The sequence below is a fragment of the Caulobacter mirabilis genome (assembly GCF_002749615.1).
Taxonomy (GTDB): Bacteria; Pseudomonadota; Alphaproteobacteria; order Caulobacterales; family Caulobacteraceae; genus Caulobacter; species Caulobacter mirabilis.
In genome coordinates, this window is the sequence record NZ_CP024201.1 from 3,006,619 (window position 1) to 3,032,957 (window position 26,339).

22 protein-coding genes are annotated in these 26,339 nt (G+C 70.3%); 8 read left to right on the forward strand and 14 right to left on the reverse strand.

The features are described 5' to 3' along the window. Positions 1 to 109 precede the first annotated feature (109 nt). The 3 genes from CSW64_RS14355 (at position 110) to CSW64_RS14365 (ending at position 4,845) form a co-directional block, all read left to right on the forward strand. Entirely contained in the window at positions 110 to 1,915 is a 1,806-nt protein-coding gene (locus CSW64_RS14355; protein ID WP_342745816.1) for an ATP-binding protein, read from the forward strand. Positions 1,916 to 1,985: 70 nt separating this feature from the next. After that, entirely contained in the window at positions 1,986 to 3,167 is a 1,182-nt protein-coding gene (locus tag CSW64_RS14360) for a CaiB/BaiF CoA transferase family protein (protein ID WP_099622754.1), read from the forward strand. Between the two features lie 43 nt (positions 3,168 to 3,210). Next, on the forward strand, positions 3,211 to 4,845 hold the full coding sequence (locus tag CSW64_RS14365; protein WP_099622755.1) for a Na+/H+ antiporter: 1,635 nt from the start codon (positions 3,211 to 3,213) through the stop codon (positions 4,843 to 4,845). Between the two features lie 15 nt (positions 4,846 to 4,860). On the opposite strand, the gene CSW64_RS14370 is transcribed toward CSW64_RS14365, so the two are convergent. After that, positions 4,861 to 5,715: a transglycosylase SLT domain-containing protein gene (locus CSW64_RS14370; protein ID WP_099622756.1), complete on the reverse strand. Its 855-nt coding sequence runs from the start codon at positions 5,713 to 5,715 to the stop codon at positions 4,861 to 4,863. Positions 5,716 to 5,879: 164 nt separating this feature from the next. Between CSW64_RS14370 and CSW64_RS14375 the strand changes: the two genes are divergently transcribed. Then, positions 5,880 to 6,611, forward strand: a complete 732-nt coding sequence (locus CSW64_RS14375) for an energy transducer TonB (protein ID WP_172448572.1) — start codon at positions 5,880 to 5,882, stop codon at positions 6,609 to 6,611. A gap of 53 nt (positions 6,612 to 6,664) precedes the next feature. Here the strand turns inward: CSW64_RS14375 and CSW64_RS14380 are convergent, their stop codons facing one another. From CSW64_RS14380 to CSW64_RS14425, 11 genes are all read right to left on the reverse strand, one after another. After that, the gene (locus CSW64_RS14380) at positions 6,665 to 7,324 is read right to left on the reverse strand and encodes a GNAT family N-acetyltransferase (protein ID WP_099622758.1); all 660 of its coding nucleotides are present in this window, start codon (positions 7,322 to 7,324) and stop codon (positions 6,665 to 6,667) included. Between the two features lie 74 nt (positions 7,325 to 7,398). Further along, on the reverse strand, positions 7,399 to 7,887 hold the full coding sequence (locus CSW64_RS14385) for an NUDIX domain-containing protein (protein ID WP_099622759.1): 489 nt from the start codon (positions 7,885 to 7,887) through the stop codon (positions 7,399 to 7,401). 23 nt (positions 7,888 to 7,910) lie between these two features. Next, the gene (locus tag CSW64_RS14390; protein WP_099622760.1) at positions 7,911 to 9,080 is read right to left on the reverse strand and encodes an acyl-CoA dehydrogenase family protein; all 1,170 of its coding nucleotides are present in this window, start codon (positions 9,078 to 9,080) and stop codon (positions 7,911 to 7,913) included. Positions 9,081 to 9,086: 6 nt separating this feature from the next. After that, on the reverse strand, positions 9,087 to 10,070 hold the full coding sequence (locus tag CSW64_RS14395) for an NAD(P)/FAD-dependent oxidoreductase (RefSeq protein WP_099622761.1): 984 nt from the start codon (positions 10,068 to 10,070) through the stop codon (positions 9,087 to 9,089). A gap of 95 nt (positions 10,071 to 10,165) precedes the next feature. After that, positions 10,166 to 10,669 (reverse strand): TonB-dependent receptor domain-containing protein, encoded by a 504-nt coding sequence (locus tag CSW64_RS22435; protein WP_342745817.1) that lies wholly within the window; start codon positions 10,667 to 10,669, stop codon positions 10,166 to 10,168. Then, positions 10,666 to 12,285 carry a TonB-dependent receptor plug domain-containing protein gene (locus tag CSW64_RS14400; RefSeq protein ID WP_342745818.1) on the reverse strand — a complete coding sequence of 540 codons (1,620 nt, stop codon included), beginning with the start codon at positions 12,283 to 12,285 and terminating at the stop codon, positions 10,666 to 10,668. The genes CSW64_RS22435 and CSW64_RS14400 overlap by 4 nt, the downstream gene beginning before the upstream one ends. A 9-nt stretch (positions 12,286 to 12,294) precedes the next feature. Beyond that, positions 12,295 to 14,418 (reverse strand): PQQ-dependent dehydrogenase, methanol/ethanol family, encoded by a 2,124-nt coding sequence (locus tag CSW64_RS14405; protein WP_099622762.1) that lies wholly within the window; start codon positions 14,416 to 14,418, stop codon positions 12,295 to 12,297. Positions 14,419 to 14,486: 68 nt separating this feature from the next. After that, a complete protein-coding gene (locus CSW64_RS14410; RefSeq protein WP_172448573.1) occupies positions 14,487 to 15,476 on the reverse strand; it encodes an acyltransferase family protein in 990 nt (329 codons plus the stop codon). Position 15,477: 1 nt separating this feature from the next. Beyond that, the gene (locus CSW64_RS14415) at positions 15,478 to 16,563 is read right to left on the reverse strand and encodes an SO2930 family diheme c-type cytochrome (protein WP_099622764.1); all 1,086 of its coding nucleotides are present in this window, start codon (positions 16,561 to 16,563) and stop codon (positions 15,478 to 15,480) included. Then, on the reverse strand, positions 16,563 to 17,861 hold the full coding sequence (locus CSW64_RS14420; RefSeq protein ID WP_216361180.1) for a parallel beta-helix domain-containing protein: 1,299 nt from the start codon (positions 17,859 to 17,861) through the stop codon (positions 16,563 to 16,565). Before CSW64_RS14420 ends, CSW64_RS14415 begins: the two co-directional genes overlap by 1 nt. A gap of 201 nt (positions 17,862 to 18,062) precedes the next feature. Further along, positions 18,063 to 19,007, reverse strand: a complete 945-nt coding sequence (locus CSW64_RS14425; RefSeq protein ID WP_342745819.1) for an NAD(P)H-dependent flavin oxidoreductase — start codon at positions 19,005 to 19,007, stop codon at positions 18,063 to 18,065. A 188-nt stretch (positions 19,008 to 19,195) separates the two neighbouring features. On the opposite strand from CSW64_RS14425, the gene CSW64_RS14430 reads away from it, so the two are divergent. Together CSW64_RS14430 and CSW64_RS14435 are read left to right on the forward strand one after the other, a co-directional pair. After that, positions 19,196 to 21,394, forward strand: a complete 2,199-nt coding sequence (locus tag CSW64_RS14430; protein WP_099622765.1) for a TonB-dependent hemoglobin/transferrin/lactoferrin family receptor — start codon at positions 19,196 to 19,198, stop codon at positions 21,392 to 21,394. Positions 21,395 to 21,402: 8 nt separating this feature from the next. Then, the gene (locus CSW64_RS14435) at positions 21,403 to 22,392 is read left to right on the forward strand and encodes a DUF6607 family protein (RefSeq protein ID WP_099622766.1); all 990 of its coding nucleotides are present in this window, start codon (positions 21,403 to 21,405) and stop codon (positions 22,390 to 22,392) included. Between the two features lie 143 nt (positions 22,393 to 22,535). Here the strand turns inward: CSW64_RS14435 and CSW64_RS14440 are convergent, their stop codons facing one another. Continuing rightward, positions 22,536 to 23,180, reverse strand: coding sequence for a PepSY-associated TM helix domain-containing protein (locus CSW64_RS14440; RefSeq protein WP_099622767.1), 645 nt, complete (start codon positions 23,178 to 23,180; stop codon positions 22,536 to 22,538). After that, on the reverse strand, positions 23,180 to 24,640 hold the full coding sequence (locus CSW64_RS14445; protein WP_172448574.1) for a DUF2271 domain-containing protein: 1,461 nt from the start codon (positions 24,638 to 24,640) through the stop codon (positions 23,180 to 23,182). Before CSW64_RS14445 ends, CSW64_RS14440 begins: the two co-directional genes overlap by 1 nt. A 153-nt stretch (positions 24,641 to 24,793) precedes the next feature. On the opposite strand from CSW64_RS14445, the gene CSW64_RS14450 reads away from it, so the two are divergent. Both CSW64_RS14450 and CSW64_RS14455 read left to right on the forward strand, forming a co-directional pair. Beyond that, positions 24,794 to 25,678, forward strand: coding sequence for a DUF4198 domain-containing protein (locus CSW64_RS14450; RefSeq protein ID WP_172448575.1), 885 nt, complete (start codon positions 24,794 to 24,796; stop codon positions 25,676 to 25,678). An 86-nt stretch (positions 25,679 to 25,764) separates the two neighbouring features. Beyond that, positions 25,765 to 26,337 (forward strand): VOC family protein, encoded by a 573-nt coding sequence (locus CSW64_RS14455; RefSeq protein ID WP_099622770.1) that lies wholly within the window; start codon positions 25,765 to 25,767, stop codon positions 26,335 to 26,337. Positions 26,338 to 26,339 lie beyond the last annotated feature (2 nt).

A 26,339-nucleotide genomic window follows, 5' to 3' on the forward strand; every position in this document is an offset into this window, starting at 1 on the left:
AGTCGTTAGGCTTAATGAAGACTGAGCGCGGATTAACGCTGTCTCCTAACGCCCCGCAAACCTGCCCTCCCTAGGCTGCTCCGACTTGCCAGAGGGGATTCGTATCAAGGTGTTCGCGTCCACCGACCGCGCCGCCGTCGCCACGGCCATGGACCGCATGTCGCTGGACCTCCAGCGCGGCCTGCTGCCCTACGCGCTGGCCCTCTTCGCCATCTGCCTGCCGATCTACGTCTGGGCCGGGTCGTTCGCGTCCAACACGGTCTGGATGACGGCGACCTTCGCGATGTTCGCCATCAACTGGGCGGCGTTCTACTTCGTGGTCGCCTGGCTGAAGACCGAGGCGGCGACGAACATCCGCCGCCGGATGCGGGTCCACATCGCCTGCGGCCTGCTCTGGGCGGTGACCTGCGGCCAGATCGCCGTCGTGGCGGAGGCCGCCGGCCCGGCCCGCGAAGCCCTGCAGATGGTGGCGGTCGCGGCGGCGGTGATCTGCTTCTTCTTCAGCGCTCCGTCGCTCCCCGCCCTGCTCATCGTCGGCCCGGCCGCGGCCGCGGGGCCGCTCCTGGGCCTGTTCCTGCACCCCGAAAGCCGCCTGCAGGCCGGCCTAGCCTGGGGCGCGGTGGCCCTGACCATGGCGCTGTGCCTGATCCTTAACCGCCTGCTCCGCGCCCAGTTCACCCTCGTCGCCGAGCGAGAGGCCCTGTTCGCCGAACGCGCCGCCTCGCTGGAAAAGGCCGAGCGCCTGGCCAAGTCGAAATCCGACATCGTCGCCACCCTGAGCCACGAGATCCGCAACGGCCTGACCGGAGTGACCCATGTGCTGGCGGCCGCCGTCGGCCAGGGCGGCCGCGCCGCGCCCTCGCGCGAGCAGTTGGCGGCGGCGCTGGACGCCGCCAACGACCTGGTCACGGTGCTGAACGCCACCCTCGATTCCGAGACCGCCCACGCCGGCCGGCTGACGCTGGACCAGGAAGCCTTCGACCCGGTCCGGCTGACCCGCGACCTGGTGCTGCTCAACCGCCCGCACGCCGCCGCCAAGGGCGTCGAACTGGCCCTGCATGTCGAGCCCGGACTGGAAAGCCTGGCGGTCGGCGCCGCGATGGCCGACGCAACCCGAACCCGCCAGGTGCTGGCCAACCTGATCGGCAACGCCGTGAAGTACACCGTCCGCGGTCGTATCGAGGCGCGGATCGAGCGTCGCGGCGAGGACCGTATCGCCGTGTCCATCGCCGACACCGGCCCGGGCCTGACGCCCGAGGAGATGGAGCAGGCCTTCGAGCCCTTCCGCCGGGTCGAGCGCACCGGCGCCGGCATTCCCGGCGCCGGACTGGGCCTGTCCCTGGCTCGGCAGCTGGCCCAGCTGATGGGCGGGTCCCTGGCCGGCCAGAGCGCCGTCGGCGTCGGCAGCTGCTTCACCCTGGAGCTGGCCTGGGACGCCGAGGCCAGCGTCGAGGTCCCGGCCGAGCCGGAGCCGTTCGCGTCCGTCACCGCCGCCGCCGCGCACAGCACCCGGCCGCTGCGGGTGTTGATCGCCGAGGACGACGCACTCAACGCCGCCATGCTGCGCGCCATTCTGGAGCAGCTCGGCCACCAGGTGGTCCACGCCCACAACGGCCGCCGAGCCCTGGACCTGGCCCAGCTCGCCGAGTTCGACCTGCTGATGCTGGACGGCCGCATGCCCCTGCTCGACGGGCCGCAGACCGCAGCCGCCGTCCGGGCCCTGGACGCTCCGGTGGCCGCCGCCCCGATCATCGCGGTGATCGGCGGCGACGCCGAGGAGGCGCGCGAATGCCTCGAGGCCGGGGCCGACGCGGTCCTGCGCAAGCCGGTCACCGTCGCCGGGGTCGCCCGGGCCGTAGCCGACGCGGTCGCCCGCTCCCGCGACGAAACTTCGGCCTCCCGTTCCGCCGCGTAAGCCCCTTTCCCCCTCCTCACCCGGCCGCCATGATGGCTGGAACGAGAAAAGAGCGGGAAGGAAGAGACGCGTGCTGCAAGGGTTGAAGGTCGTCGAGCTGGCCACCTACATCGCCGCCCCCGGCGCCGCCGGGATCATGGCCGACTGGGGCGCCGAGGTGGTCAAGATCGAGCCGCCGCGCGGCGATCCGATGCGGCAGTTCTTCGACGGCATGACCACCGGCGAGCACGGCAACCCGGTCTTCGACCTGGACAACCGCGGCAAGCGCGGCGTGGTCTTCGACACCTCCACGCCGGAGGGGCGAGAGGCCGCACTGCGCCTGATCCGCCAGGCCGACGTCTTCCTGACCAACGTCCGCCCCGCGGCGCTGAAACGGGCCGGCCTCGACTTCGAGACCCTGCAGGCCGAGCATCCGCGCCTCGTCTACTGCAGCCTGACCGGCTACGGCCTCCAGGGCGCCGACGCCGACAAGGCCGGCATGGACGTGGCCTCCTACTGGTCGCGGGCCGGCGTCGGCGCGCTGACAGCGCCCAAGGGCGTCGATCCCTTCCCGATCCGCACCGGCATGGGCGACCACGTCACCTCGCTGGCGACCGTGTCGGCGATCCTGGCGGCGATCTACGAGCGCGACCGCACGGGCAAGGGCCGGCTGGTGGAGACCTCGCTGCTGCGGGCGGGCGTCTACTCGATCGGCTCCGACATGGCCATCCAGCTGCGCTTCGGGAAGCTGGCCTCCACCCGCCCCCGCGAGCAGGCCGTCCAGCCTCTGGCCAACTTCTTCAAGACCGCCGACGGCCGCTGGATCTGTCTGCTGATCCGCACCAACGCCAGCGACTGGCCGCAGATCGCCACCGCCGCCGGCCGGCCCGAACTGGTCGAGGATCCGCGCTTCGCCACCGGCCGCGCCCGGCGCGAGAACGGCCCGGCCCTGGTGGCCATCATGGACGAAGCCTTCGGCGCCATGCCCTACGACGAGGCCGCCGCCCGCCTGGACGCGCAGGACATCACCTGGGCGCCCTACCAGACGCCGCGCGAGCTGGTCGCCGATCCGCAGGCCGAGGCCGCCGGCTGTTTCGTCGAACTGCCCGACGGCCGCCGCTCCCCGGCCGGCCCGGCCCGCTTCCCCGGCTTCGATGACGGTCCCAAGGGTCCGCCTCCCGAACTGGGGGAGCATACCGATTCCGTTCTGTCCGAACTGGGCTATGGTCCCGACGAGATCGCGGCCCTGCGGGCGGCGAAGGCGGTCGCCTAGTCCCACCTGCTGAGACGGGCGTCCTGGAGAACGAGGGCGCCCGGTGCAGGCCGTCGAGATCGTACTGGTTCTGCTCCTCGCGGTCGTGGTCAGCGGCGCGGTCTCCCGCATGCTGCCGCTGGCGATCCCACGGCCGCTGATCCAGATCGCCTTCGGGGCGGTCATCGGCCTGGTCGCGGACTGGCGGGTGACGCTCAATCCCGAGCTGTTCTTCCTGCTGTTCCTGCCGCCGCTGCTGTTCCTCGACGGCTGGCGGATCCCACGCGAGAACCTGTTCCGCGACCGCACCACCATCGTCCAGCTGGCGCTGTGGCTGGTGATCTTCACGGTGCTGGGCATGGGCCTGCTCATCCATTGGATGATCCCGGCCATGCCCTTGCCGGTGGCCTTCGCCCTCGCCGCGGTGATCTCGCCGACCGACCCGATCGCCGTGGCGGCCATCACCCGCAAGACCCCGATGCCCAGCCGGATGATGCACATCCTGGAGGGCGAGGCGCTGCTCAACGACGCCTCGGGCCTGGTCTGCCTGCGGTTCGCGGTGGCCGCCGCCCTGACCGGAACCTTCTCCATCTTCGACGCCGCCGGCGACTTCCTCTGGATGGCGCTGGGCGGCCTGGCCATCGGCGTCGCCGTGACCTGGAGCGTGACCCGCGTCACCCGCTGGCTGTCCCGCCGCTTCGGCGAGGAGAGCGGCTCGCAGATCCTGGTCAGCCTGCTGATCCCCTTCGGCGCCTATCTGGCGGCGGAAGAGGCCGGCTGTTCGGGGATCCTGGCCGCCGTCGCCGCCGGGGTGACGATGAGCGTGGTGGAGACCACCGGCCAGGCCCTGGCCGTCACCCGCATCCGGCGCAACACCGTCTGGGGCGCGATCCAGTTCGCCGCCAACGGCGCCATCTTCATCCTGCTTGGCGAGCAGCTGCCCGGCATTCTCGACAAGGCGGCCCACACCGTCCGCAGCACGGGACACCACGACCCCTGGTGGCTGGCGATCTATGTCGTCGCCATCGTGGCGGCGCTGGCGGCCCTGCGCTTCGCCTGGGTCTGGGTGTCGCTCCGCTTCACGCTACGCCAGGCCGGCAAGCCGGCGCGGCCGAACTGGCGGATCGTCGCGGCGATGTCGGTGGCCGGCGTGCGCGGCGCCATCACCCTGGCGGGGGTGCTGACCCTGCCCCTGGTCATGCGCGACGGGTCGGCGTTCCCGGCGCGCGAGCTGGCGATCTTCCTGGCCATGGGGGTGATCATCGTCTCCCTGATCACGGCCACGGTGTTCCTGCCGATGCTGCTCAAGGGTCTGCAGATGCCGTCCGAGCCGGGTCACGACCGGGCCGAGAACGCCGCCCGGGTCGCAGCGGCCCACGCCGCCATCGCGGCGATCGAGAAGGCCCAGCACGACCTGTCGAAGGGCCGCGACGACGCCGACCTCTATGTCGAGGCCGCCGGCCGCATCATGCCGCTGTACCGCCAGCGCATCGAAAGCCGTTCGTTCGAGGGCGAAGCCGCCGCCATGGCCCGCCTCAACGACGCCATCGAACGCGACCTTCGGCTGGCGGGGTTGAAGGCCGAGCGCAGCGAGATCTTCCGCCGCGTCCGCGCCCGCGAGCTGGACAGCGAGACGGCCGGCAAGCTGGTCCGCGAGATCGACCTGCTGGAGACCCGGTTCGACGACCCGATGGATTGATCCGGGCTTGAGGGCCTACCGGTCGCCCTTCCGGGCCTCGGACAGCACGCGCAGCATCTCGGCCGTCAGCAGCGAACCGCCGAGGCTGCGGGCCCCGCCGCCGCCCCCGCCGCCGCCGAGGTCCAGGCCGCCGTCGACGCCCTGGGACCCGCGCAGGATGAACTCCACCAGCATGTCCTGCTGGCTCTTGGCCGACTGGTCGGCCTGACGGGCGGAGGCGTACTGGACGAAACCCTGGTCGGGCTGGACCCGCGGCGGGGCCACGCCGGCGTCGCCGGCCGTGCGGGTCAGGTTGCCATACAGCTCCGTCACCGTGATCGCCCGTCCGCCGCGGTAGAAGATCGTGCGGTTCGCGCCGGCCGCATCCGGAAACACCGAGGCGGCGGCGGCGTTCGGACTGGTCTGCACCGCCGAGATCAGCCGGGCGGCGCCCTGCGGTCCCAGGAAATGCGCGGCGTACAGCTCGCCGGCCGTCGGCTGGCGCCCTGTCCGCCCGGCCAGGTAGGCGGCGTTGTCCGAGGTCATCTCCCCCACCATCAGCGAAGAGGCGTGGGGGTCGAAGCGCAGGTTCATCACCGCCTGCCGCGCCTCCGCGCCGTTGACCCGGTAGCGGCCGTCTCCGCCGCGCTGGATCAGGTCGGAATAGCGGGCGTAGCCGTACTTGGAGCCGTGCTTCTTCAGCGTGGCCAGCCAGGTCTGCTCGACGAACTGGAACAGCCCCGCCGCCGAACTGGTCGGGGCCTTGGCGCCGGGGTTGTAGCCGCTCTCACGCTTGGCGGTGCGCATGAGGAACGAGAAATCCACGCCCGTCGCCTGCGACGCGCGCTGGATGGCCGTTTCGACGACCCCACGGATTCCTTCAACCGCCATGTCCCTGGAGTCGCCGATCATGGTTAATCGGCGCTTAACCCCGGTTAACCGCGAAACGAACGTTCGATGTAATTGCGAAGCAGTCGCTGATTTCGATGGACGGAGTCTCGGATCGGGCGGACGCTCGAACTGTAACAAGAAGAGAGACCCAAGGGAGGGTCGCCATGGTTGCTCGAGACGTCGCTTCGTTTCATTTCGATGGAGGGGAGCGGCGCGGCCGCGGCCTCTCCTCCTCTTCGGTCCTGGCCATCAGCGTGGTCGCCGCCGCGCACCTCGCCCTGGGCGGATACCTGGCCTACATGAAGTTCGCGGTCCCGCCGGCGGAAGCCGAGGGACCGAATGTCGTCGAGCCCTGGCTCTACACCCCGCAGAGGGTTGATCCCAAGCCTGTCCCGCAAGTCCAGCCCCAGCCGGATTCGCGTTCGACGGTCCGGCTGCATGACCCGGTCATTCCGACCACGCCGGTCGAGGTGCTGCCGATCGCTCCGATCGAGGGCGACGCCGGACCGCTAAGCGCGCTGCCGCCAGTCAATTTGAGCGGCGGCGGCCTGAACGTCGACGGCGGCGGCTTCGTCCCCGTCGAGCCGACGACCATCATCCGTCCGGACTGGATCAAGATGCCCGGCGCCCGCGAGTTCGAGCGCTACTATCCGGAGAGAGCCCTGCGCACCGGAACCAGCGGCGCGGCCACCCTCGCCTGCCTGGTCGCCGCCAACGGCACCGTCGGCAGCTGCGAGGTCGTGGACGAAACGCCCGGCAACATGGGCTTCGGCAAGGCGGCTCTGAAGCTGGCCGCCTACTTCCGGATGAAGCCCCAGACCGTGAACGGCAAGCCGGTCGACGGCGGCGTCGTGCGGATCCCGATCCGCTTCAACCTGGCCGACAGCCAGGGCTAGCAAAACCGGGGACATGCACTCGCAGAGTGCGTGTCCCCTCTTGCTGCCAGCGCCTACTCCCGCACGAAGGTCGTGAACAGCGAATGCAGCCGCCAGCCCAGCGTGCTGTACAGCGCCCGCCCGTCGGGCGTCGCCACCAGGGAGCCCTTCGTCGCGCCGTTCTCGGCGGCGACGGCGCCCAGCCGGCCCATCACAGCCCGCCCCAATCCCCGCCGACGATGATCCGGATGGGTGATGATCTGGTCGAAGACGGCCGTCGTCCCCGCCAGAAGAACGCGCCCATTGGCTCCAACCTCGCCGTCCTCGGCCAGCGCGCTGACCGTATGGCCGCCGGGCGTGACATCCACCTCGAACCGGTAGCCGTCGGGAAGGCCGACGCCGCCGGCTTCCAGCCCGTCGGTCGTCATCAGAAAGCCGAGCGGCTGAAGGATCCATCCCTCGGCCAGCCAGGGCTCCACGGCCTCCGGCGGCGCGGCCACCTTGATGAAGACATGCGGCTCCAGGATCTCGCGCGACGCCCTCTCGACGCTCGGCGAAGGCGCTGCGAAGACGTATCGCGCCTTCTGGTCCGGCGCCCCGACATCAACCCGAAGTCCGCCGTAGGCTGCGACCGGCGGCGGCACGCCGCGCGACAGCGCCCAGCCCGCGACCCAGGCCGCGACGACGTCTGGATCCGCCCCCAGGGCGGCATCTCTATCTTCCGAAGGCTTCATCCGACTCATCTCCAGACACGCGTCCAGTCATGAGGCTGGGAGATGTCAGATGATGGCAGCATGGCGGGCGCCGCCTAGATCATCTGGAACTCGCCGCTCTGCTTGAAGCGAAGATAGGCCTCAACAGTCCGCCGCATGTTCGGCAGCATCTCGGGCAGCCCGGCGGGCTCGAACCACCCCATCGCCGAGCTTTCGTCGTCGGCCACGATGGCCGAGCCGTCGAAGGCGCTGACGGCGTACATCATCACGAAGTACTGGCAGCGATGGCCGTTCGGGAAGGTGATCGTCTCGAACTCGGGATCAGAGGCGAAGCCGAACGGGACCGGGTCCGTGGCGGTCAGGCCGGTCTCCTCGACCAGCTCGCGCAGCAGGCTCGTGGTGAGGTCTTCGCCCTCCTCCGGCGAACCGCCCGGCACGCCCCACAGACCAAAGTCCGATCTTCGCTGCAGGAGAATCCGCCCCTGCGGATCCTCCACCACCACTCTGGCCCCAGGCATGAGGATCAGGCGGTCGCCGATGACCGCGCGCAGCTGCCCAAGGTAGCTCTCGGCGAACCCGGCCATGACCGCCCCTCCTGTCCTCGACGTCAGTAGCTCTTCGGCAGCCCGAGCACCTTCTCGCCGATGAAGTTCAGGATCATCTCGCGGCTGACCGGAGCGATGCGGGCGATCATCGCCTCGCGCAGGTAGCGTTCGACGTCGTACTCCTTGGCGTAGCCCATGCCGCCGTGGGCCAGCACCGCCGCCTCGCAGGCGCGGAAGCCCGCCTCGCCGCCCAGGTACTTGGCGGCGTTGGCCTCGGCGCCGCACTCGCGGCCCTGGTCGAACAGCGCGGCGGCCTTGAAGCCCATCAGGTTGGCGGCCTCCAGCTCGGCCCAGGCCTTGGCCAGCGGGTGCTGCACGCCCTGGTTCTGGCCGATCGGCCGGCCGAACACGACCCGCTCGTTGGCATAGGCGGCCGCCTTGCGCAGCGCCGCCCGGCCCAGGCCCACCGCCTCGACCGCGAACAGGGTCCGCTCGGGGTTCAGACCGGCCAGCAGATACTGGAAGCCCTTGCCCTCCTCGCCGACCAGGTCCTCGGCCGGGACCTGCAGGTCCTCGATGAAGAGCATGTTACATTCGACCGCCTTGCGGCCCATCTTCGGGATCGGGCGGGCGTCGATCTTGGCGCGGTCGAAGTCGGTGTAGAACAGCGACAGACCCTGCATCGGCTTGGCCACCTGATCCTTCGGCGTGGTGCGGGCGATGATCAGGATCTTGTTGGCCCGCTGAGCCATGGTGGTCCAGATCTTCCGGCCGGTGATCCGGTAGCCGTTGCCGCTCTTCTCGGCCCGCGTCTCCAGGCTGGAGGTGTCCAGGCCGCTGTTGGGCTCCGTCACCGCGAAACAGGCCTTGTCCTCGCCGGCGATGATCCGCGGCAGGTGGCGGGCCTTCTGCTCGGCCGTGCCGAACTTCACCACCGGCATCAGACCGAAGATGTTCAGGTGGATGGCGCTGGCGCCGGAGAAGCCCGCGCCTGACTCGGCCACGACCTGCATGACGTGCGCGGCCTCGGTCAGGCCCAGGCCGGCGCCGCCGAACTCCTCGGGCATGGCCACGCCCAGCCAGCCTCCGGCCGCCATCGCCGTGGCGAAGGCCTCGGGGAAGTCGCCGGTCTCGTCGGTCTTGCGCCAGTATTCGTCGTCGAAGTCGGCGCAGATGCGGCCCACGGCCTCCCGGATGGCGTCCTGTTCTTCGGTCGGCCAGAAGCTGCTCATGCGCGGTTATCCCTCTTGTTTGTCGAACCGGCGCGGGTCGAGCCGCGCGGCGAATGGTCCCGGATCTTCGTCCGCGAGATACGCCGCCGCCGTGCGAGCCACAAGCGGCGCCAGCAGCCAGCCGTTGCGCCGCGCTCCGGCCGCCAGCAGCACCCGCGGCGCCCGGCTCCAGCCGACCAGCGGCAGCCCGTCGGCGGTGGCCGCCCGCACCCCGGTCTCGGCCTTGGCGTCCAGCCCGGCCAGCTCGGGCAGGATGGCCTCGGCCGCCGCGCGCAGCGCCGCCACGCGCGCCGGATCGACGTCGCCGTTGGAGAGGCCGCGCTCCATGGTCGCCCCGACGATCGCGCCCTGCGGATCGGGACAGATGTAGACGCCGTCGCCGCGGATCACCGGCCCCATATCGGGCCCGCCGGAAAGACGCAGGATGTGGCCCTTGATCGGCTCCAGGCTCGCGATCTCCGGGGCCAGAGCCGCTCCGCCCGGTCCGGCCGCCAGGATCAGCGTCTCGTCGTCCGCCGGCGCCTCCGCCTCGGTCTGCTCGAAGCGCACGCCGGCGTCTTCGCAGGCCAGGCGCAGGGCGGTCAGCGCCTCCAGCGCTGACAGACGCCAGTCCTCCGAGATCAACACCCGGTCGCCGTAGACGGCCGCCTTGGCCCCCATGCCCCGCAGCTTGGCCGCCACCGCGCCGATATGTTCGCCGACATAGGCGGCGCCCGAACGGTCCAGTGCGATTCCGGCCCGCTCGGCCAGGGCCGGCCACAGATCGCGGGCCTCGCGCAACAGGTCGAAGTCTCCGGCCGACACGGCGTCGAGCGCCGCCTCGCTGCCCGGGGCCAGCATCCCAGCGGCGACGCCAGAGGCGTTGCGCCCCAGCGGCGCCGGATCGCGGACGGTCACCGACGCGCCGCCGTCCGCCAGTTCGAGCGCCGTCGTCAGGCCCAGCGCGCCCGCGCCGGCCACCGTCACCTTCAGGCCCGTCAGCTTGGTCATGCCCCGGACTTCGGCGACGACAGCCGCCGGGTCAAGGGCCCGTGCGTGGTTCGAGACGCTCGCTTGAAGCTCGCGTCTCGAAGGACGCAGCGCGCCTAAGGCCGCCAGACCATGCCCACCCGCACCGTCCGCGGCTGGTCGTAGCTGACGATCCCGTCCCCCGTCCGCGCGGTCTGGACCGCCGCGTCCGTGACGTTCTCGGCTGCCAGATACAGGTCCACCGTCGGCGTCGCCCGCCAGTCGACCCGCAGGTCCAGCGAGGTCGCCGCCGACAACCGGCGGGTGTTGAGATCGTCGTCCCAGCGGTCGCCTTCGTGACGCGCTGTCGCCCGCAGGCGCAGCGGCTCGATCGGCTCCCAGAGGACGGTGGCGCTGAGCGCGACCTCGGGCGTCTGGGCCGGGCGCAGGCCGGTGAGCTGCGCGGCGGCCGTCCCGCCGTCGACCTCGGCCGTTGTCCAGGCGCCGGTGAGGCCGATCTCGAGGGTCTCGGTCATCCGCCAGGCAAGGTCCGCCTCCAGCCCCCAGGCATCGATCTCGCCGACATTCCGCCGCTGGCGCACCACGCCGCCTGCGCCTGAACTGAGGGTGACGTTGGTCACCGCCCCGTCCAGCCGGTTGGCGAACAGGGTCGCCGACCAGCGGACCGCTCCCCCCCGCCCAGGCCGACCTCCAGGCCGTACAGCGTCTCGGGTTCGAGGCCCGGATTGGCCAGGGTGGTGTCGTTGCCGACCCGGAACGGCCGGTGCAGTTCGTTCAGCGTCGGCGGACGGAAGCCGGCGTAGGCCGCCGTGCGCAGATAGGTCTCGCCGAAGTCGCGCCTCGCCGCCGCGCGGGCGGTCGGTTGCCAACCGTCGGCGTCAGGCGGCGTCTGGTCGAGCGTCGGCGCCCCCGTCGCCAGGACCCATTCCCGGCGCTTGCCGTCGAAGCTGCCCCAGCGGTCGAGCCGCACGCCGCCAGTCAGCAACCAATCGCCCGCCTGCCGCCAGGCCTCGCCATACAGCCCGGCGACATACTGCGCGCCGCCGGCCACCCGCCCGTTGCGGAAGGCCCCGCCCTGGAAGCTGAACCGTTCCCGCGTCTCGCCCTCGGCGTAGCGGACGTCGACGCCGACCTCCCAGCCGCCCTGGCCCGTGGCCTTGCGCAGCGCCGCATTGGCGCCCAGGCCCAACGCGGGCGTGCCGTGCTGGTCATTGGCCGGCGTCGTGGCGCTACGGCCCGGCGCCACTGACACCGAGCTGTTCTCCAGGTCCGACGACCGCGCCCAGACCTGAAGCCGCCATTCGGTCCCGATGCCGGGCGAGGCGCCGGTCATGGTCGCCGACGCCGCCAGCCCCGTCGCCCTGGCGCTCGCCCCGGCCAGGCCGCTGTCACGCGCCTCGCGATAGCCGGACAGGCGAAGGGCCAGGTCGCCGCCGCTCCAGCCCGGCGACCAGCGCAGGGCCAGGCTCGAACCCCCGTAGGCCAGGGCCTCATCCGCCCGCCCTCGCCCCGCGCGCACCGGGACCCAGCCGTCCGTCCGCTCGGCCGCGCCGACGATCATCAGGTCATCGACCGCCCAGGCGAACTGGCCGCCGAATGCGCCGCGCTCGCCGGCGTGGAAGGCGTATTCTCCGCCGGAAGTGACCCGCGTGCGCTCCTGCAGCTGGATGGTTCCGGTCAGGGCCCCGGCGCCATAGGGGCCGGCTCCGGCGCCTCGGACGACCAGCGCCCCCTCGAGCCCCGCCGACGGCAGGCCCGTCCACATCACCCAGCCGCCGAACGGGTCGTTCTGGGGCACGCCGTCCAGGGTCACCAGCGCCCGCCCCGCGCCGGATCCGGCGATGGCGCGGACCGTCATGCCCTGGGTCGTCGGATTGGAGGCGACGCTCGAGGTCCGCCGAAACAGCTGCACCCCAGGCACAAGCGCCAGGGCCTCGTCCAGGCGCGAGGCCGTGGCGATGGCCTGGTCGTCCACCTTCAGCACGGCGAAGGCGGCGTCGGTCGGCGCCGGCGAGAGGCGCGGCGCAGTGATCACAACCGACCTCAGCTCGAACGGATCCTCGAGCCGGATAGGCGCCGTCCAAGTCGGCCCTTCAATGGATCGCCGCGGGTCCCGCACCAGACCAGGCGCCTCGTCCCCGAGCGGCGGGCCGACGGGTTCGGCGATCACCGCCGGCCGCGTTTCGGCGGCCGGCGGCTGTTGCGGGGGCGGTGGGGCGTCGGCTTGGAAGAGCATCGCCTCCTTCTACTTGGCCGGCTTGGCCGCCGCCATCCGCGCCTTCTGGGCGTGAGCCAGCGACAGGATGTACTGGCGCACGCCCTCGGCCTGGTCGGGCTTCAGGTACGCGGCGAAGGACACCATGCCGTTGTCGACCCGGTCGCCGTCGATCACCACGCCCTTGAAGGCCTCCGCGCTCGGCGTGACCGGCGAGAAGCGCAGGTCGGGGATCGAGAATTCCGACACCGCGCTGGCGCCGTGGCAGACCGAGCAGTACTCGGCGTAGGCCTTGGCCCCGGCCGCGATCTGCTGCGGCGTGGCGGCGACGGCGGGCAGGTCGGGCATCTCGCGGGCGATGACCGGGCGCGGCGGCAAGGTCTGCTTGCCGCCGAGCTTGAAGACCAGCAGGCGGCGCGGGCCGTCGGAGCGCGGGTCGACCCCCGCCCCGGCGGTCAGGGCGAAGCCGCCGCCCCAGCCGGCCATGATCGCGACGTACTGCTCGCCGTCGATTTCATAGGTCATGGGCGGGGCCACGATCCCGGTCTGTGCGTCGAAGGCCCAGACCTTCTTGCCGCCGGCGGCGTCGAAGGCGGCCAACTCGCCCGTCGCCGAGCCTTGGAAGACCAGCCCGCCGGCCGTGGCCAGCACGCCGCCGTTCCAGGGACCGCTGTAGGGCACGCTCCACTTCTCGGTCTGGGTGGCCGGATCCCAGGCGATCAGCCGGCCCTTCAGGCTGGCGCGGATGGCCTTCAGCGTCGCCTCGTCGTCGGGCAGCGCCGCCGCCAGGGTGTCGACCCCGATGTTCCAGGCCCCCGGCTGGTAGCGGAAGTTGGCGTTGGCTCCGCCCGGCGGCATGTAGGGGAACGGGATCTCCTGGGCCGGGATGTAGACCAGGTTGGTCTTGGGGCTGTAGGCCATCGGCATCCAGTTGTGGCCGCCCAGCGGTCCCGGCATGGCCAGGGCGACCCCCTTCTCGTAGCGGGCGTTGGGCGTCTCGACCGGACGGCCGGTGGTCAGGTCGACGTGGGTCGCCCAGCTGACCGGCACATAGTTCTTGGCCGAGATCAGCTTCCCGTTGGCGCGGTCGATCACATAGAAGAAGCCGTTCTTGGGCGCCTGCAGCAGCACCTTGCGGACGCTTCCGCCGATCGGCATGTCGGCCAGGATGATGTGCTGGGTGGCGGTGTAGTCCCAGCTCTCGCCCGGCGTCGTCTGGTAGTGCCAGACGTACTGGCCGGTGTCGGGCTTGAGCGCCACGATCGAGGACAGGAACAGGTTGTCGCCGCCGCCCGGCGAGCGGATGTCGCGGTTCCAGGGCGAGCCGTTGCCGACGCCGATGTAGAGCAGGTCCAGGTCGGGGTCATAGGCCATCGAGTCCCAGACCGTGCCGCCGCCGCCGACCTTCCAGAACTCGCCCTTCCAGGTCGGGCGGGCGATCTTCATGGCCTCGTCCGAAGCGGCGTCGTCCGTCTCCTTCTCGCCCGGCACCGTGTAGAAGCGCCACAGCAGCTTGCCGTTGTCGACGTCGTAGGCGGACAGGTAGCCGCGGACGCCCAGTTCGGCGCCGCCGTTGCCGATCAGGACCTTGCCCTTGATGATCCGCGGCGCGCCAGTGATCGTGTAGGGCTTGGACTGGTCGACGGTGATCACCGACCAAAGCTTCTTGCCCGTCTTGGCGTCCAGCGCCTCCAGGCGGCCGTCGAGCGTTCCGAACACCACCTTGCCCCGCCACAGGGCGACGCCGCGATTGACGCTGTCGCAGCAGGCCTTCACCCCGGTCTTGCGGGGGACCTCCGGGTCGTATTCCCACAAGAGCTTGCCGGTCTTGGCGTCGAAGGCGCGGACGATCGACCAGGACGAGGTGGTGTAGAGCACCCCGTCAGACATCAGCGGCGTCGCCTCGATGCCGCGGGTCTCGGGCAGGTCGTAGCTCCAGGCCAGGCCCAGCTGGCCGGCGTTGGCGACGTTGATCTTGTCGAGCGGACTGAACCGCTGCTCGCCGTAGGTTCGGCCGTGGGTGATCCACTCGCCGGGAGTCTGATCGGCCGCCGCGATGCGCTTGCCGTCGACGCCTCCGTTTCCGCCGCTGCATCCGGCCAGCAGGGCCGCCGCTGCCGCGCAGGCGACCGCCAGAGCGTTGATCCGCCCCATCCTGTTGTCCTCCTCCTAAGCCGCGTCTGACGCGCGGTCGAACAGGAGTATGGGAGCGCTCCGCAGCGTCAGGCAAGCCGCCGACGCAGGGCCTCCAGCATCGGCTTCTCGACGCCGAAATAGGTCGCCAGGCCGGCCAGGACGGCGATCGCCAGCGCGAGCGGAATGAACAGCGGCGCATTCCAGGTCCCGAAGGTCACGGCCAGGGCGCCGATGCTGAGCGTGTGGGTCAGATAGAGCGAATAGGAGGCGTCGCCGAGCGTCTTCAGGCCCGGCAATCCCTTCCAGCCGCCGTCCGCCTCGACCGTGACCGCTCCGGCCACGACCAGCACGGCGGGGAGTCCCCAGACCATCGGCCGCCACAGGTCCGGATCGATGTGCGACAGCTCGATGCCGACGAACAGCGCCAGGCCGAGGCCGAACATCAGCCAGCCGATCGTGCGGTCTGGCAGCATCCCCTCCTGGGCCAGCCGCGCCAGCCAGACTCCGGCCAGGAATTCCAGGAACATCGGATTCAGCAGCATGACGTAGGCCGGCGGCCAGGCGAACCCGGCCAGCGCCAGCGCCGCCAGGGCGACGGTCAGCGCCCCCAGCCGCCGCCGCTCGGGCAGCAGCAGCCCCGCCGCGAAGACCAGGTAGAACACCGCCTCGTAGTTCAGCGTCCAGCCCGGCGGCAGGATCGGAAACGGCAGCCCGGCCGGATTGTAATGCTGCACGAAGGCCAGAGAGAGCAGGACGTGATCGGCCGTCGGCTCGATGTCCGGGAAGCGCTGCGGCGTGATCAGCGCCCCCGCGACCAGCACCAGCGTCACCAGCCAGTACAGCGGCGCCACCCGGATCAGCCGGCGTTTCACAAAAGCGGCCGGCGTTGTCTCGGACCCGCCCGCGGTGACGGTCCACATCACGAAGCCGCTGATCACGAAAAAGACGTCCACGCCCGCCGCCCCGATGCTGAACGGCAGCCGCGCCCATTGGCAGGCGTGGAACAGCGCCACCGACAGCGCCGCCAGGCCCCGCAGGTGCTGGATCGACGTCCATGTCCCCCCGGTCGTCGTCACCTCAGCCGCAGGTCCCAGGCATCTTCGCGATCCACTGCCGCAGCATCGCCACCGCCTCGTCCTGGACGAGGGCGCGCCCGAGCTCGGGCATCATGGCGCCGGGATCGGTAGAGGCGGTGCGGTAGACCAGGATCGACTCGTCGGGCTTGCCGGGATGGACGCCGAAGCGGAAGCCGCCGGTCCCCTGCCCCGCCGCGATCGGCGGCTTGCACAGGCCGATCCGGGGGCCGGTCGTCGTCGCCGCGTCGAGATAGAGGCCGGAGGTGTCCGCCGGTCCCGCGGCGCTGTGACAGTGCGCGCAGTTGATGTCCAGCCAGGCCCGCGCCCGGGCGTCGATGTCCGCCGCCGGATCGGTCCAGACCGCCGCTCGTGGACGCTGGTCCGCCGCCGGCAGGCCGCGCAGATAGCCGACCGCCGCCAGCCGCTCCAACTGGCCGCCGCGATTGAGATGCCGCGCCTTCAGCCCGATCGGATGCAACGCCTTGGTCGCGTGATCCGTGGCATGGCAGCCGGCGCATTGGTTCACGTTGGGGACTTGGTAGACAAAGCTGTCCTTCCGGCCGGGCCGCTCCAGGGTCATCGGAATCGACTGGCCGGTGCGCTTCAGCTTGGCGGTCTTCTGGGCCTCGTCCCAGACATAGGGCAGCGCCGCCCAGCCGCTCGTGCGACGCACCAGGATGCGGGTCTCGACCAGCCGGATCCCGGACAGGTCCAGCCCGTCCTTCATGTCGGCCAGATGCAGACCGTCGCCGGGCGCGACGCCGCCGCCAGCCGCCTTCGGATAGAAGAAGGTCTTGGTCACCACCGTGCCGACGGGGAAGTCGAAGGCCTGGTCCGGCGACCAGACCGCGGCTTGGCCCTTCGGCATCCAGACGGTGCGCAGCTTGCCGGCGTAGTCGGTGAACAGCGGCGTGTTCAGCTCATAGGGCTGCGCCCCCTCGGCCAGGACCAGCCGGCCGTCGCGAACCCCGATCATGCCCCAGTCGGACAGGGTCTCGGGCAGGCCCTCGGCGATGTAGCGCGGCTCCAGCGGCCGCGGCGAACAGGCCGCGAGCGCCAGGACGGCCAGAAGCGCGACAAGACGCATCACTGGCCGCCCGGCGCCGGAATCCTGCTCTCCGAAGGGATCGGCCCGGCCGCCGCGACATTGGCCGCGGGCAGCGGGTCCAGCTTGCAGGCCAGGCTCACGACCTTCGGCGCCTTGTACTTGTTGGGGCCGTCGGCGTTCAGCACCTGGGCCGCGCCGTTGTCGACGCAGATGGCCAGCGCCGGGTCCGGCTTGCCGCCCTTCAGCTTCTTGGCGTCGACATACCCGTCCCAAAGCACGTCCGGCAGTCGGCCGTTCAGCCCGAACATCGCCACCCGCAGCGCCTGCAGGTCGACGCCGTCCGGCTTGTTTCCGCCCGGCGCGAAACGGTTGCCGTGGACGGAGATCGCCTCGGGATAGGGGTCGAAGGTCTCGGCCACGCCCTCCGTGGCCTTGTAGCCCGCCGAGAAGAAGCTGGAGACGATGACGTTGGCGGTCTGGTTGGCCCCGATCTCGTTGTCGAAGATCTCGACCTTGTCGTTGGAATTGATGATCACCCCGGTCCCGGCCGGGACCGAAGCCACCGCCGTCCCCTTGCGGCCAAAGTTGCCGGTGTTGTTGCCCACAACCTTGTTGCGGAACACCCGCGCGCCGAAGCCCGGGACCTTCAGGTTGGGCATGTTGAACACCAGGATGCCGCCGGTGTTGTTGGTCGCCAGGTTGTCGTAGACGTCGGCCTGCTGGGTGTTCTCGATCTCGATGCCGGCGACGTTGAACTCGGCGCGGTTGCGACGAACCACGACGTTCTGCGATTGGCCGACATAGATGCCGGCGTCGGAGGCGCCGATCGCGACGCTGTCCTCGATCAGCAGGTTCTTCACCTGCACCGGATAGAGACCGTAGGCGCCGTTGCTGGTCTTGGGTCCGCCGGTCCATTCGGCCCGCACCCGGCGGATGACGATGTTCTCGCCCTCGTTGACCTTCAGCGCGTCGCCCTTGGCGTCCTCGAGCGCCAGGTCTTCGATGGTGAAGTTCGAGGCGTTGACCAGCAGCCCCTCGGCCCCGGCCGTCTGCCCTTTGAAGCTGAGGATGGTCTTGTCCATGCCCGCGCCGCGGATGGTGACGCCGTCGACCTCAAGGCTCAGCCCCTTGTCGATGGCGTAGACGCCCGCGGGAATGCTGATCACATCGCCCGGCTTGGCGTCGATCAGCTTCTGGATCAGCTCTTCCTGATAGGCGGCGTTGGGCTTCTCCGCCGAACCGCCGCCCCCAGCAGCGCCATTTGGGCCGCAGCCCGCCAGCACGACGGCGCTCGCCATCGCCAAGCCGCCAATCCGGCGCCCGATGCCCTGCCCCATGGGCGTCCTCCCTTGATGCGGCCGGACTCTGAACGGTCCGGTCTCGGAGAGAACGGTGGCACGGCGACAGGGAGGCGGCAACAAAGGATGCTCCCCTCAGGGGGAGCTGTCGGCGAAGCCGACTGAGGGGGTCATGGGCGGAAAGCCCCTCCGCCTTGCCTTCGGCGAGCCACCTCCCCCCGGAGGGGAGGATCCGAAGGTCTACGCCCTCCCGTACCGCTGTCCCAGGTCAGCCGTCACCGCCTCGAACTCCTCGATGGTGTCGCGGAGGATGTCGGCCACCGGCCTGACGCTGTCGATGCGACCCGCCACCTGACCGGACAGGGCGATGGAGGCCTCCATATCGCCGCCGAAATAGAGGTCCAGCGCGTTGCCGAACTCCTTCATCGGCCCGTCCGGCGGCGGGTCCTTCTCCATCCGCGTGGTCTTCTCGGTGCGCAGCGCCCGCAGCGCCGGGCCGGGTCCGAAGCGGTTGAGGAAGACGGTGTCGGTTTCGGCCGCCGCGACGATGGCGTCCTTCCAGTTCTGGTGCACCGGCGACTCCGCCGCGGAGACCATCCGGGTGCCCATCTGGATCCCCTCGGCCCCCAGGGCGAAGGCGGCGGCCATGGTGCGGCCGTCCAGCATCCCGCCGGCGGCGATGATCGGGACGTCGACCTTGCTGGCGATCAGCGGCAACAGAACCATCAACGCCACCTCGCGCGGGTTCTTGAAGCCGCCGCCCTCGCCGCCTTCGACCACCAGGCCGTCGACGCCCGCCTCGATCGCCTTCAGCGCCGCCTGCAACGACGGCACCACGTGGAAGACGGTCAGGCCCGCCCCCTTCAGCGCTTCGCAGTATTTCCGCGGATCGCCGGCCGAGGTGGTGACGAACTTCACGCCCTGGTCGATGACGAACCGGACGATGTCGGGGTCGCGGACGAAGGCCTGGGCGATGTTCACGCCGAACGGCTTGTCGGTCAGCTCGCGCATCTTGCCGATCTCGGCCCGGACCTCGTCGAGCTGGCCGGAGGAGGTCTCGATGATCCCCAGCCCGCCGGCGTTCGACACCGCCGAGGCCAGCCTCGACCGCGCGATCCAGCCCATCGGGGCCTGCACGATGGGATACTGCACCCCGAGCATCCGGGTGATGCGGTTGTCGATCACGGCGTCCTCTCCCTGTTTTGCCGCGAGGCTAGCGAGCCGAACAGCCGTTTGGAAGTGATGCGCCAAATCCACGTTACTGCGAATTAGTCGCACGCTTGTTGACCGCCGACCATTCCAGGCCTATGCCGCGCCACTTCTGTGCGAATGACTCGCACAACCATTAACATTCGCTGCCTGAGGGGGCGTCCATGCTCACCAAAACCTCCCGCCGCCTGGCGCTGCTCGCCGCCGCGGCCGGCGCGGCCCTCGCCGCCGCCCCGGTCTGGGCCGACGAAGCCGCGGCCGGCGACGCCGCCACCGTCGATCCGGTCGTCGTCACCGCCACCCGCACCGAGAAGCCCCTCGACGAGGCTCCGGTGACCGCCTCGGTGATCACCGACAAGCAGATGGACGACCGGCTGGTCACCGACATCAAGGACCTGATCAAGTACGAACCCGGCGTCTCGGTCCGCACCAGCCCCGCGCGCTTCAACGCCGCCGGCTCCGGCACAGGCCGCGACGGCAACAGCGGCTTCAACATCCGCGGCCTGGAGGGCAACCGCGTGCTGATCCAGGTCGACGGCATCCGCGTGCCGGACGCCTTCGACTTCGGCGCCCAGAACGTCGGCCGCGGCGGCTACGCCGACCTCGGCATGATCAAGTCGGTCGAGATCGTGCGCGGCCCCGCCTCCGCCCTCTACGGCAGCGACGGCCTCGCCGGCGCGGTCAGCTTCTTCACCAAGGACCCGAAGGACTTCCTGCGCGACGGACGCAGCTGGGCGGCCGAGGCCAAGGCCGGCTACGCCAGCGCCGACGACAGCGCCTACGGCAACCTGGTGTTCGCGGGCGAGTCCGGCGACTGGTCGGGCATGATCTCCTACACCCGCCGCGAAGGGCATGAGCAGGAGACCAAGGGCAACAAAGGCGGCACGGGCGTGCTCCGCACCGAGGCCAACCCGCAGGACCATGAAAGCAACGCCATCCTGGCCAAGCTGGTCTTCACGCCGCTGGACGGCCATCGCCTGCGCCTGACCTACGATCACTTCGACAATGAAGTCAGCACCGACGTGCTGAGCGCCCAGGGCACGTCGATGGGCGTCACCACCACCCAGGTGCTGGCGCACGACGAAACAGATCGCGACCGCATCAGCCTCGACTACCGCTACACCGGCGGCTCGGGCCTGCTCAGCGCGGTCAACGCCGCCGTCTACTATCAGGACAGCACCACCCGGCAGTACACGTTCGAAGACCGCAGCTCGGTCGACCGGACCCGCAACAACACCTTCGACAACAAGGTCTGGGGCGCGACGGTCCAGATCGACAGTCAGTTCGATACCGGCGGCCTGTCGCACTATCTCGTCTGGGGCCTCGACGTTTCGAAGACCCGTCAGGAAATGATCCGCGGCGGCACCGTGCCGACCCCGCCGGACGTCTTCCCGAGCCGCGCCTTCCCGAACACCGACTACACCTTGCTCGGCCTGTACGTTCAGGACGAGCTGAAGTTCTTCGACGACCGCCTGTCGCTCTATCCGGCGCTGCGCTTCGACTACTACGACCTCTCGCCGGAGCGCGATGCGCTCTACACGGGACCCGCGCCCAAGGGCAGCAGCGACTCCCACGTCTCGCCCAAGCTGGGCGTGGTCTGGTCGGCGACGGAGAACACCAAGCTGTTCGCCAACATCGCCGCCGGGTTCAAGGCGCCGGCTCCGTCGCAGGTGAACACCAGCTTCAGCAATCCGCTGCAAGGCTACACCTCGATCTCGAACCCGGATCTGAAGCCGGAGACGAGCCAGACGATCGACGGCGGCGTCCGCTGGTCCAATGGCCGCCTGTACGTCGAACTCGCCGCCTTCGCCGGTCGCTACGAGGACTTCATCTCCCGCGAGGTCGTCAGCGGCGCCGGAACGGCCGTGAATCCGTCCGTGTTCCAGTACGTGAACTACAGCGAGGTGAAGATCCGCGGAGTCGAAGCGAAGGCGCGGCTGCGGCTGGACGGCGGCTGGACGCTGATGGGCGCGGCCTCCGGCGCGCGCGGCGACGCCGAGAACGTGCGCGGCAAGGGTCCGCTGGCCAGCATCGATCCGGTGAAGGTCGTGGCCGGCGTCGCCTGGGACGATCCGTCCGGTCGCTACGGCGGCGAGCTCAGCATCACCCACGCCGCAGGCAAGGACGAGAGCCGCGCCTGCACGGGCTCCTGCTACACCACCTCGGCGTTCGACGTCATCGACCTGACGGCCTATTGGAACGTCACGGACACCGTCACCTTGCGCGGCGGCGTCTTCAACCTGACCGACCAGAAGTACATGTGGTGGAGCGACGCCCGCGGCCTGAACCCCGCACAGCTGCCGCCCGACGCCGTCACCCAGCCGGGCCGCAACTTCGGCCTGTCCCTGTCCCTCAAGCTGTGATCCGAAGCATGCGCAAGACCCTCCTCGCCCGTTCCATCGCCCTGGCCGCGTTCGGCGCCGCCCTGACCGTCGCGCCGCTGGCCGCCCTGGCCCAGGCCGCGCCGGCCGCCGCCACCGCGCCGTCCTCCGCTTTCGAGCAGGACCGCAAGTCGATCCTGGCCATGGCCGGCGAGTACAAGGTCCGCTTCGACTTCCGGGAGACCACGCCCTTCGTCGCCGACTACAAGCCGCTCGACGGCAAGATCAGCGGCGGCCACGAGGTCGTCCGGGTGATCGAGGACACCGGCCGCGTCATCCGCCTGCAGCATCTGCTGGTGGTCGACGCCGGCGGCAAGCCGATGGTGATCAAGCACTGGCGCCAGGACTGGACCTACGAGCCGACCGAGGTCCTGACCTATGTCAGCACCGGCAAGTGGGTGCTGAAGCCGATCTCGACCGCCGAGCGCAAGGGCGCCTGGTCGCAGACCGTCTGGCAGACCGACGACGCTCCCCGCTACGGCGGCGTCGGTCGCTGGGAGTACGACAACGCCGTCTCGCGCTGGACCAGCGCTCCGACCCTGCGTCCGCTGGCCCGCCGCGACGCCGTGCGCAAGCCGGTCTACGACCACTACGTCGGCGTCAATCGCCACGCCCTGACCCCGACCGGCTGGGTCCACGAACAGGACAACGCCAAGATCGGCCTGCGTGACGGCAAGCCGGTCACCTTCGTCCACGAGTGGGTGGTGAACACCTACAGCAAGTTCTCGGACTACGACGTCGCCGCGGCCGACAAGTACTGGGCCGGTTCCAAAGGCTATTGGGCGGCCGTGCGCAAGGCCTGGGACGACGCCACCGTCAAGAACAAGGGCATCGCCGTCGAGGAAGAGGCCGAGGCCGGCTCGGTCACCGGCCCGACCCTGATGGGCCTGGCCGAGGACATCCTCAAGGGTGAGAAGACCGAGGCCGCGGCCATCGCCGAAGCCCGCCAGGTCATCGCCGAGGAAGGCAAGGCGCCGTAGCGCCTTCGCCCCGAAAGTATCCCCAAGCACCTCTGAAAACGCCCGCGACCAACCGGTCGCGGGCGTCTTTTTGTGTCGAGGGCGCCATCCCCCTACCCCGTCATCCTCGCGCTCGTCGCGAGAATGACGGGGTAGGGGGAGGTTCAGGGCACGAAGGCCAGGTAGATCCCCACGAACACCGCCAGGCTGACGGCGGTGAGGATCAGGCTGGTCTTGAGGCGGAAGCGCAGGCTGAAGAACAGCACATAGCCGATCACCGACAGCGCCAGCACCAGTATGGCGGTGACGTCGATCAGCAGCCTCCAGACCAGGCCGGTGTTCTTGCCCTTGTGCAGGTCGTTGATGATCGAGGTCGCGGTCGCCGGCTGGATCGTCGCCTCGGCCTTGCCCGTTTCCAGGTCCAGGATCACATCGGTGGCCCCCGTCGCGCCCTCGAAACGCAACATCGCCTCGCCGTCGAGCATCTCGCCGCTGGAGTAGGCGCCGCGCGGCTTGATCCGCCTGGCCACCTCGGCGGCGAGGGCCTTGGGCTGATCCTCGGCCTTCATCGCCCCGGCGATCGCCGCCGAAGGAATCTGGCCGGTCACGCTCTGCTCGGCCGGCTTCTTTCCCTGCAGCCATTCGGGATGGTTCAGCAGGATGCCGGTGAAGCTGAAGAACATCAGCGCCAGGAAGGCGAACGCCGAGATGTAGGCGTGCAGCATCCGGCTGGTGCGGTAGAAGGCGCCCTTGTCGAAGCCTTTGCGGATCTTCGGTTTCTTGGCCGCCTTGGCCACGTCGTCCTTCATCACTTCTTCTTGCCGTAGCGCAGGACGACGCCGCCCAGCTCTTCCTTGCCCGGGATCGAGACGTTGGCCGCCGCCGCGCCGACGACCAGGTCGCTGCTGACGTAGCTGTGGCCGCCGTGCTCGCGCACCGCCTCGACGTGGATGGTGTAGGTCCCCTGCCCCACGGGCTTGCCGGCCTGGTCGCGGCCGTCCCAGGAGGCGCTGTACTTACCCGGCGCGCGGGTCGGGCGGGCGGTGGACGCCACTTCCGGCGTCTTGCGGCCGTAGCGGCGCCAGAAGACGTAGTTGTCCGGGATCCATTTGGCGTTGTCGCCGAGCATGGTCAGCACCCGGACCAGCTGCTTGTTCTCGTCGGTCACCCAGATGGCGAGGTAGGGCGCGCGGTAGTTGCCGACGGCGATCTTGGGCACTTCGTAGGCCACGGCGACCTCGAAGCCCTTGGGCCAGACCGGACCGTCGGCGACGCGGATCAGCTGGGCGCGCGGGCCGTCGCGGGTGTCGACCAGCCGCTGCCAGCCGGCGGAGGCGCGGCGGTCACCGTTGGCGCGGAAGACCAGGGCCTCGACGCCGGGCGTGCGATCGGCCAGGGCGATGGCCGCGTCGACGTCCATGACGCCCATAGCCGTAGCCAGGGCGTCGGCGTCGGCGGCCTTGGCCGCGGTGACGCAGACGGCATGGGTTTCCTCGACCGGCCGGCCATCGGCAGGGTTCAGGGTCGCGCTGACCACCCGGCCGTCCACGGTCAGGTCGCGCAGGCCGCGACCGCTGTACGCCACGGCGCGGTCATCGGCGTTGAGCACCGTCACCGGCGCGGCGTTGTCGGCCGTCTCGCAGGCCTCGGCCACGCCGACGCGCCAGGCGCCGCCCGGCCCCTGACCCCAGCAGCGCAGATCGCCGCCGATGTCGACCATCACGCCGGCGACGTCAGGCGACGCCGCACGCGCCGCCTCCAGCGCCTTGTCGATGACATAACCCTTGGCCACGCCGTCCAGATCGAAGGTCACGCCCTCGGGGCGGGTCACGGTGCGGGTCGCCGCGTCCAGCGTGACGGCCGCCGGCGTCGCATGGGCCGCCATCTCGCCGCGGCGCAGCGCCGCCGTGGTCGCGCCGATCCGCGCGTCGAAGGCGCCGCCGGTGCGTTCGCGCCAGGTTTCCGCCGCGTGGAGCACCGCGAACAGGTCGGGCGAGACCACGCGTTGGCGCGCGCCGTTCAGCGCCGCCAGCTCGCTGTCATCCCGCCAGCCGGACAGGATGGCGTCGAGCCGATCGATCTCGGCCCGCGCCGCGGCCGCCGCCATCTCGGCCGAGGCTTGGCTCGAAGCGACGACCGCGAGGTCCAGCGACGTCCCCAGGACATGATCGTCATGCATCCGCCAGGTCCGGACCTCCGCCTGCGCCGGGACGGCGGCCAGGGCCGCGGCGGCGCCCAGCCCGACGGCCAGGATCCGTGATGTCGACATGGAGCACTCCAGAGATAAAGATCGCCGGAGGGGAGCCGGCCATTTGGCCGGGACCATAGAAAGCCGCCGCAAGGATTGCAACTGCGAGCCACTCGCAGTACTTCCTGCGCAAATGGCGCAACCCTGCGCCTCACAACGCTGGAGATGGGGGCGATGGCCGTCAGGAACACCATGATCAAGGGCGGCGCCGCCGCGCTGCTGGCTGGGACCACGCTGCTGTTCGCGGCCGGCTCCGCCCTGGCCCACACGCCCTACGTCGTGCCCTTCACCTTCTCGCCGGAGCGAGACTACGTCGGCCTCGAGGGCGGCATGGCCGAGGAAGGCTTCTTCATCCCCGACTTCGCCATTCGCGGCTCGGGCGACTGGACCGTGGTCGGTCCCGACGGCGTCGCCAAGCCGGTCACGCCGACGACGCTGAAGTCGGTCACCGTGGTCGACGCCCCGCTGCCGACCGAAGGCACCTACCGGATCGGCACCGGCCAGCGCCCGGGCCGCCAGGGCAAGGTCGCCAAGGTCGACGGCGTCTGGCGCCAGGTCCGTCCGGATCCCGCCCCCGGCGCCGCCCAGCCGCAGCGCCGCATGGACGAGGAGCCGGGCGCGGCCAACACTGGGCCGATCGACGCCTCCAAGGTCCCGGCCGGCGCCGAGATCGTCGAGACCCAGGGCATCCTGATCGCCGAGACATACGTCACCCGCGGCGCCCCGACCCCGGTCAAGCCGACCGGCGCCGGCTTCGAGGTCGAGCCGGTCACCCATCCCAGCGAGGTCTACCTCGACGACGGCTTCACCTTCCGCGCCCTGGTCGACGGCAAGCCGGTCCCCGGCCTGCACGTGACGATCTACCGCGGCGGCGAGAGCTACGCCGCCAAGCGCACCGCCATCGAGGCGACCACCGGCGCGGACGGCAAGGCCTCGGTGAAGTTCGAACAGCCTGGGGCCTATATCCTGGAAACCCGTTATCCGGGCCCGGCCGCCCCCGGCGCCGCCCCGGCCGCCAAGACCTACGTCTACACCCTGAGCTTCGAAGTCACCGACTAGGGCGCCGCCACGTCAGGTCATTTCGTCAATTGACTTGACGATAATCCCAGCGCGATCCTCCCCTGGAAGACAGGTGGAGGATCGCCATGGCCCACGAAACCGCTCGCCGGATCACATTCAACGGCGCGCACCACGTCGCCTTCCGCTGCCGCGACGCCGAGCAGACGCGCTGGTTCTACGAGGATGTCCTGGGCCTGCCGCTGGCCGCGGCCCTGATCATCGAGGCCGTCCCCGGCACGCATGAGGACACGCCCTACCTGCACATGTTCTTCGAGGTCGGGGACGGGAAGTACCTGGCCTTCTTCGACGAGCCGACGAAGACCACCGCCCAGTGGTTCGGCCGCAAGGACAGCTTCGACATGCACTACGCCATCGAGGCGCGGTCGGAGCAGGACCTGCTGGCGATGCAGGCCCGCATCAACGCCGCCGGCAAGTCCTGCGTCGGCCCGATCGACCACGGCTTCGTGCGCTCGGTCTATATGTACGATCCGAACGGCATCCAGGTGGAGATCACCCTCCGAACCGATCGTCATGACGCCATCATGGCCGAGGAGGCCGGCCACGCCCGCGACCAGATCGCCGAATGGGGCCGCCGCACCCGCGAGACCAAGATCGCCAAGTTCGGCGAAGCCGAGCTGAGCAAGCGCGGGAGCCGGTGAGC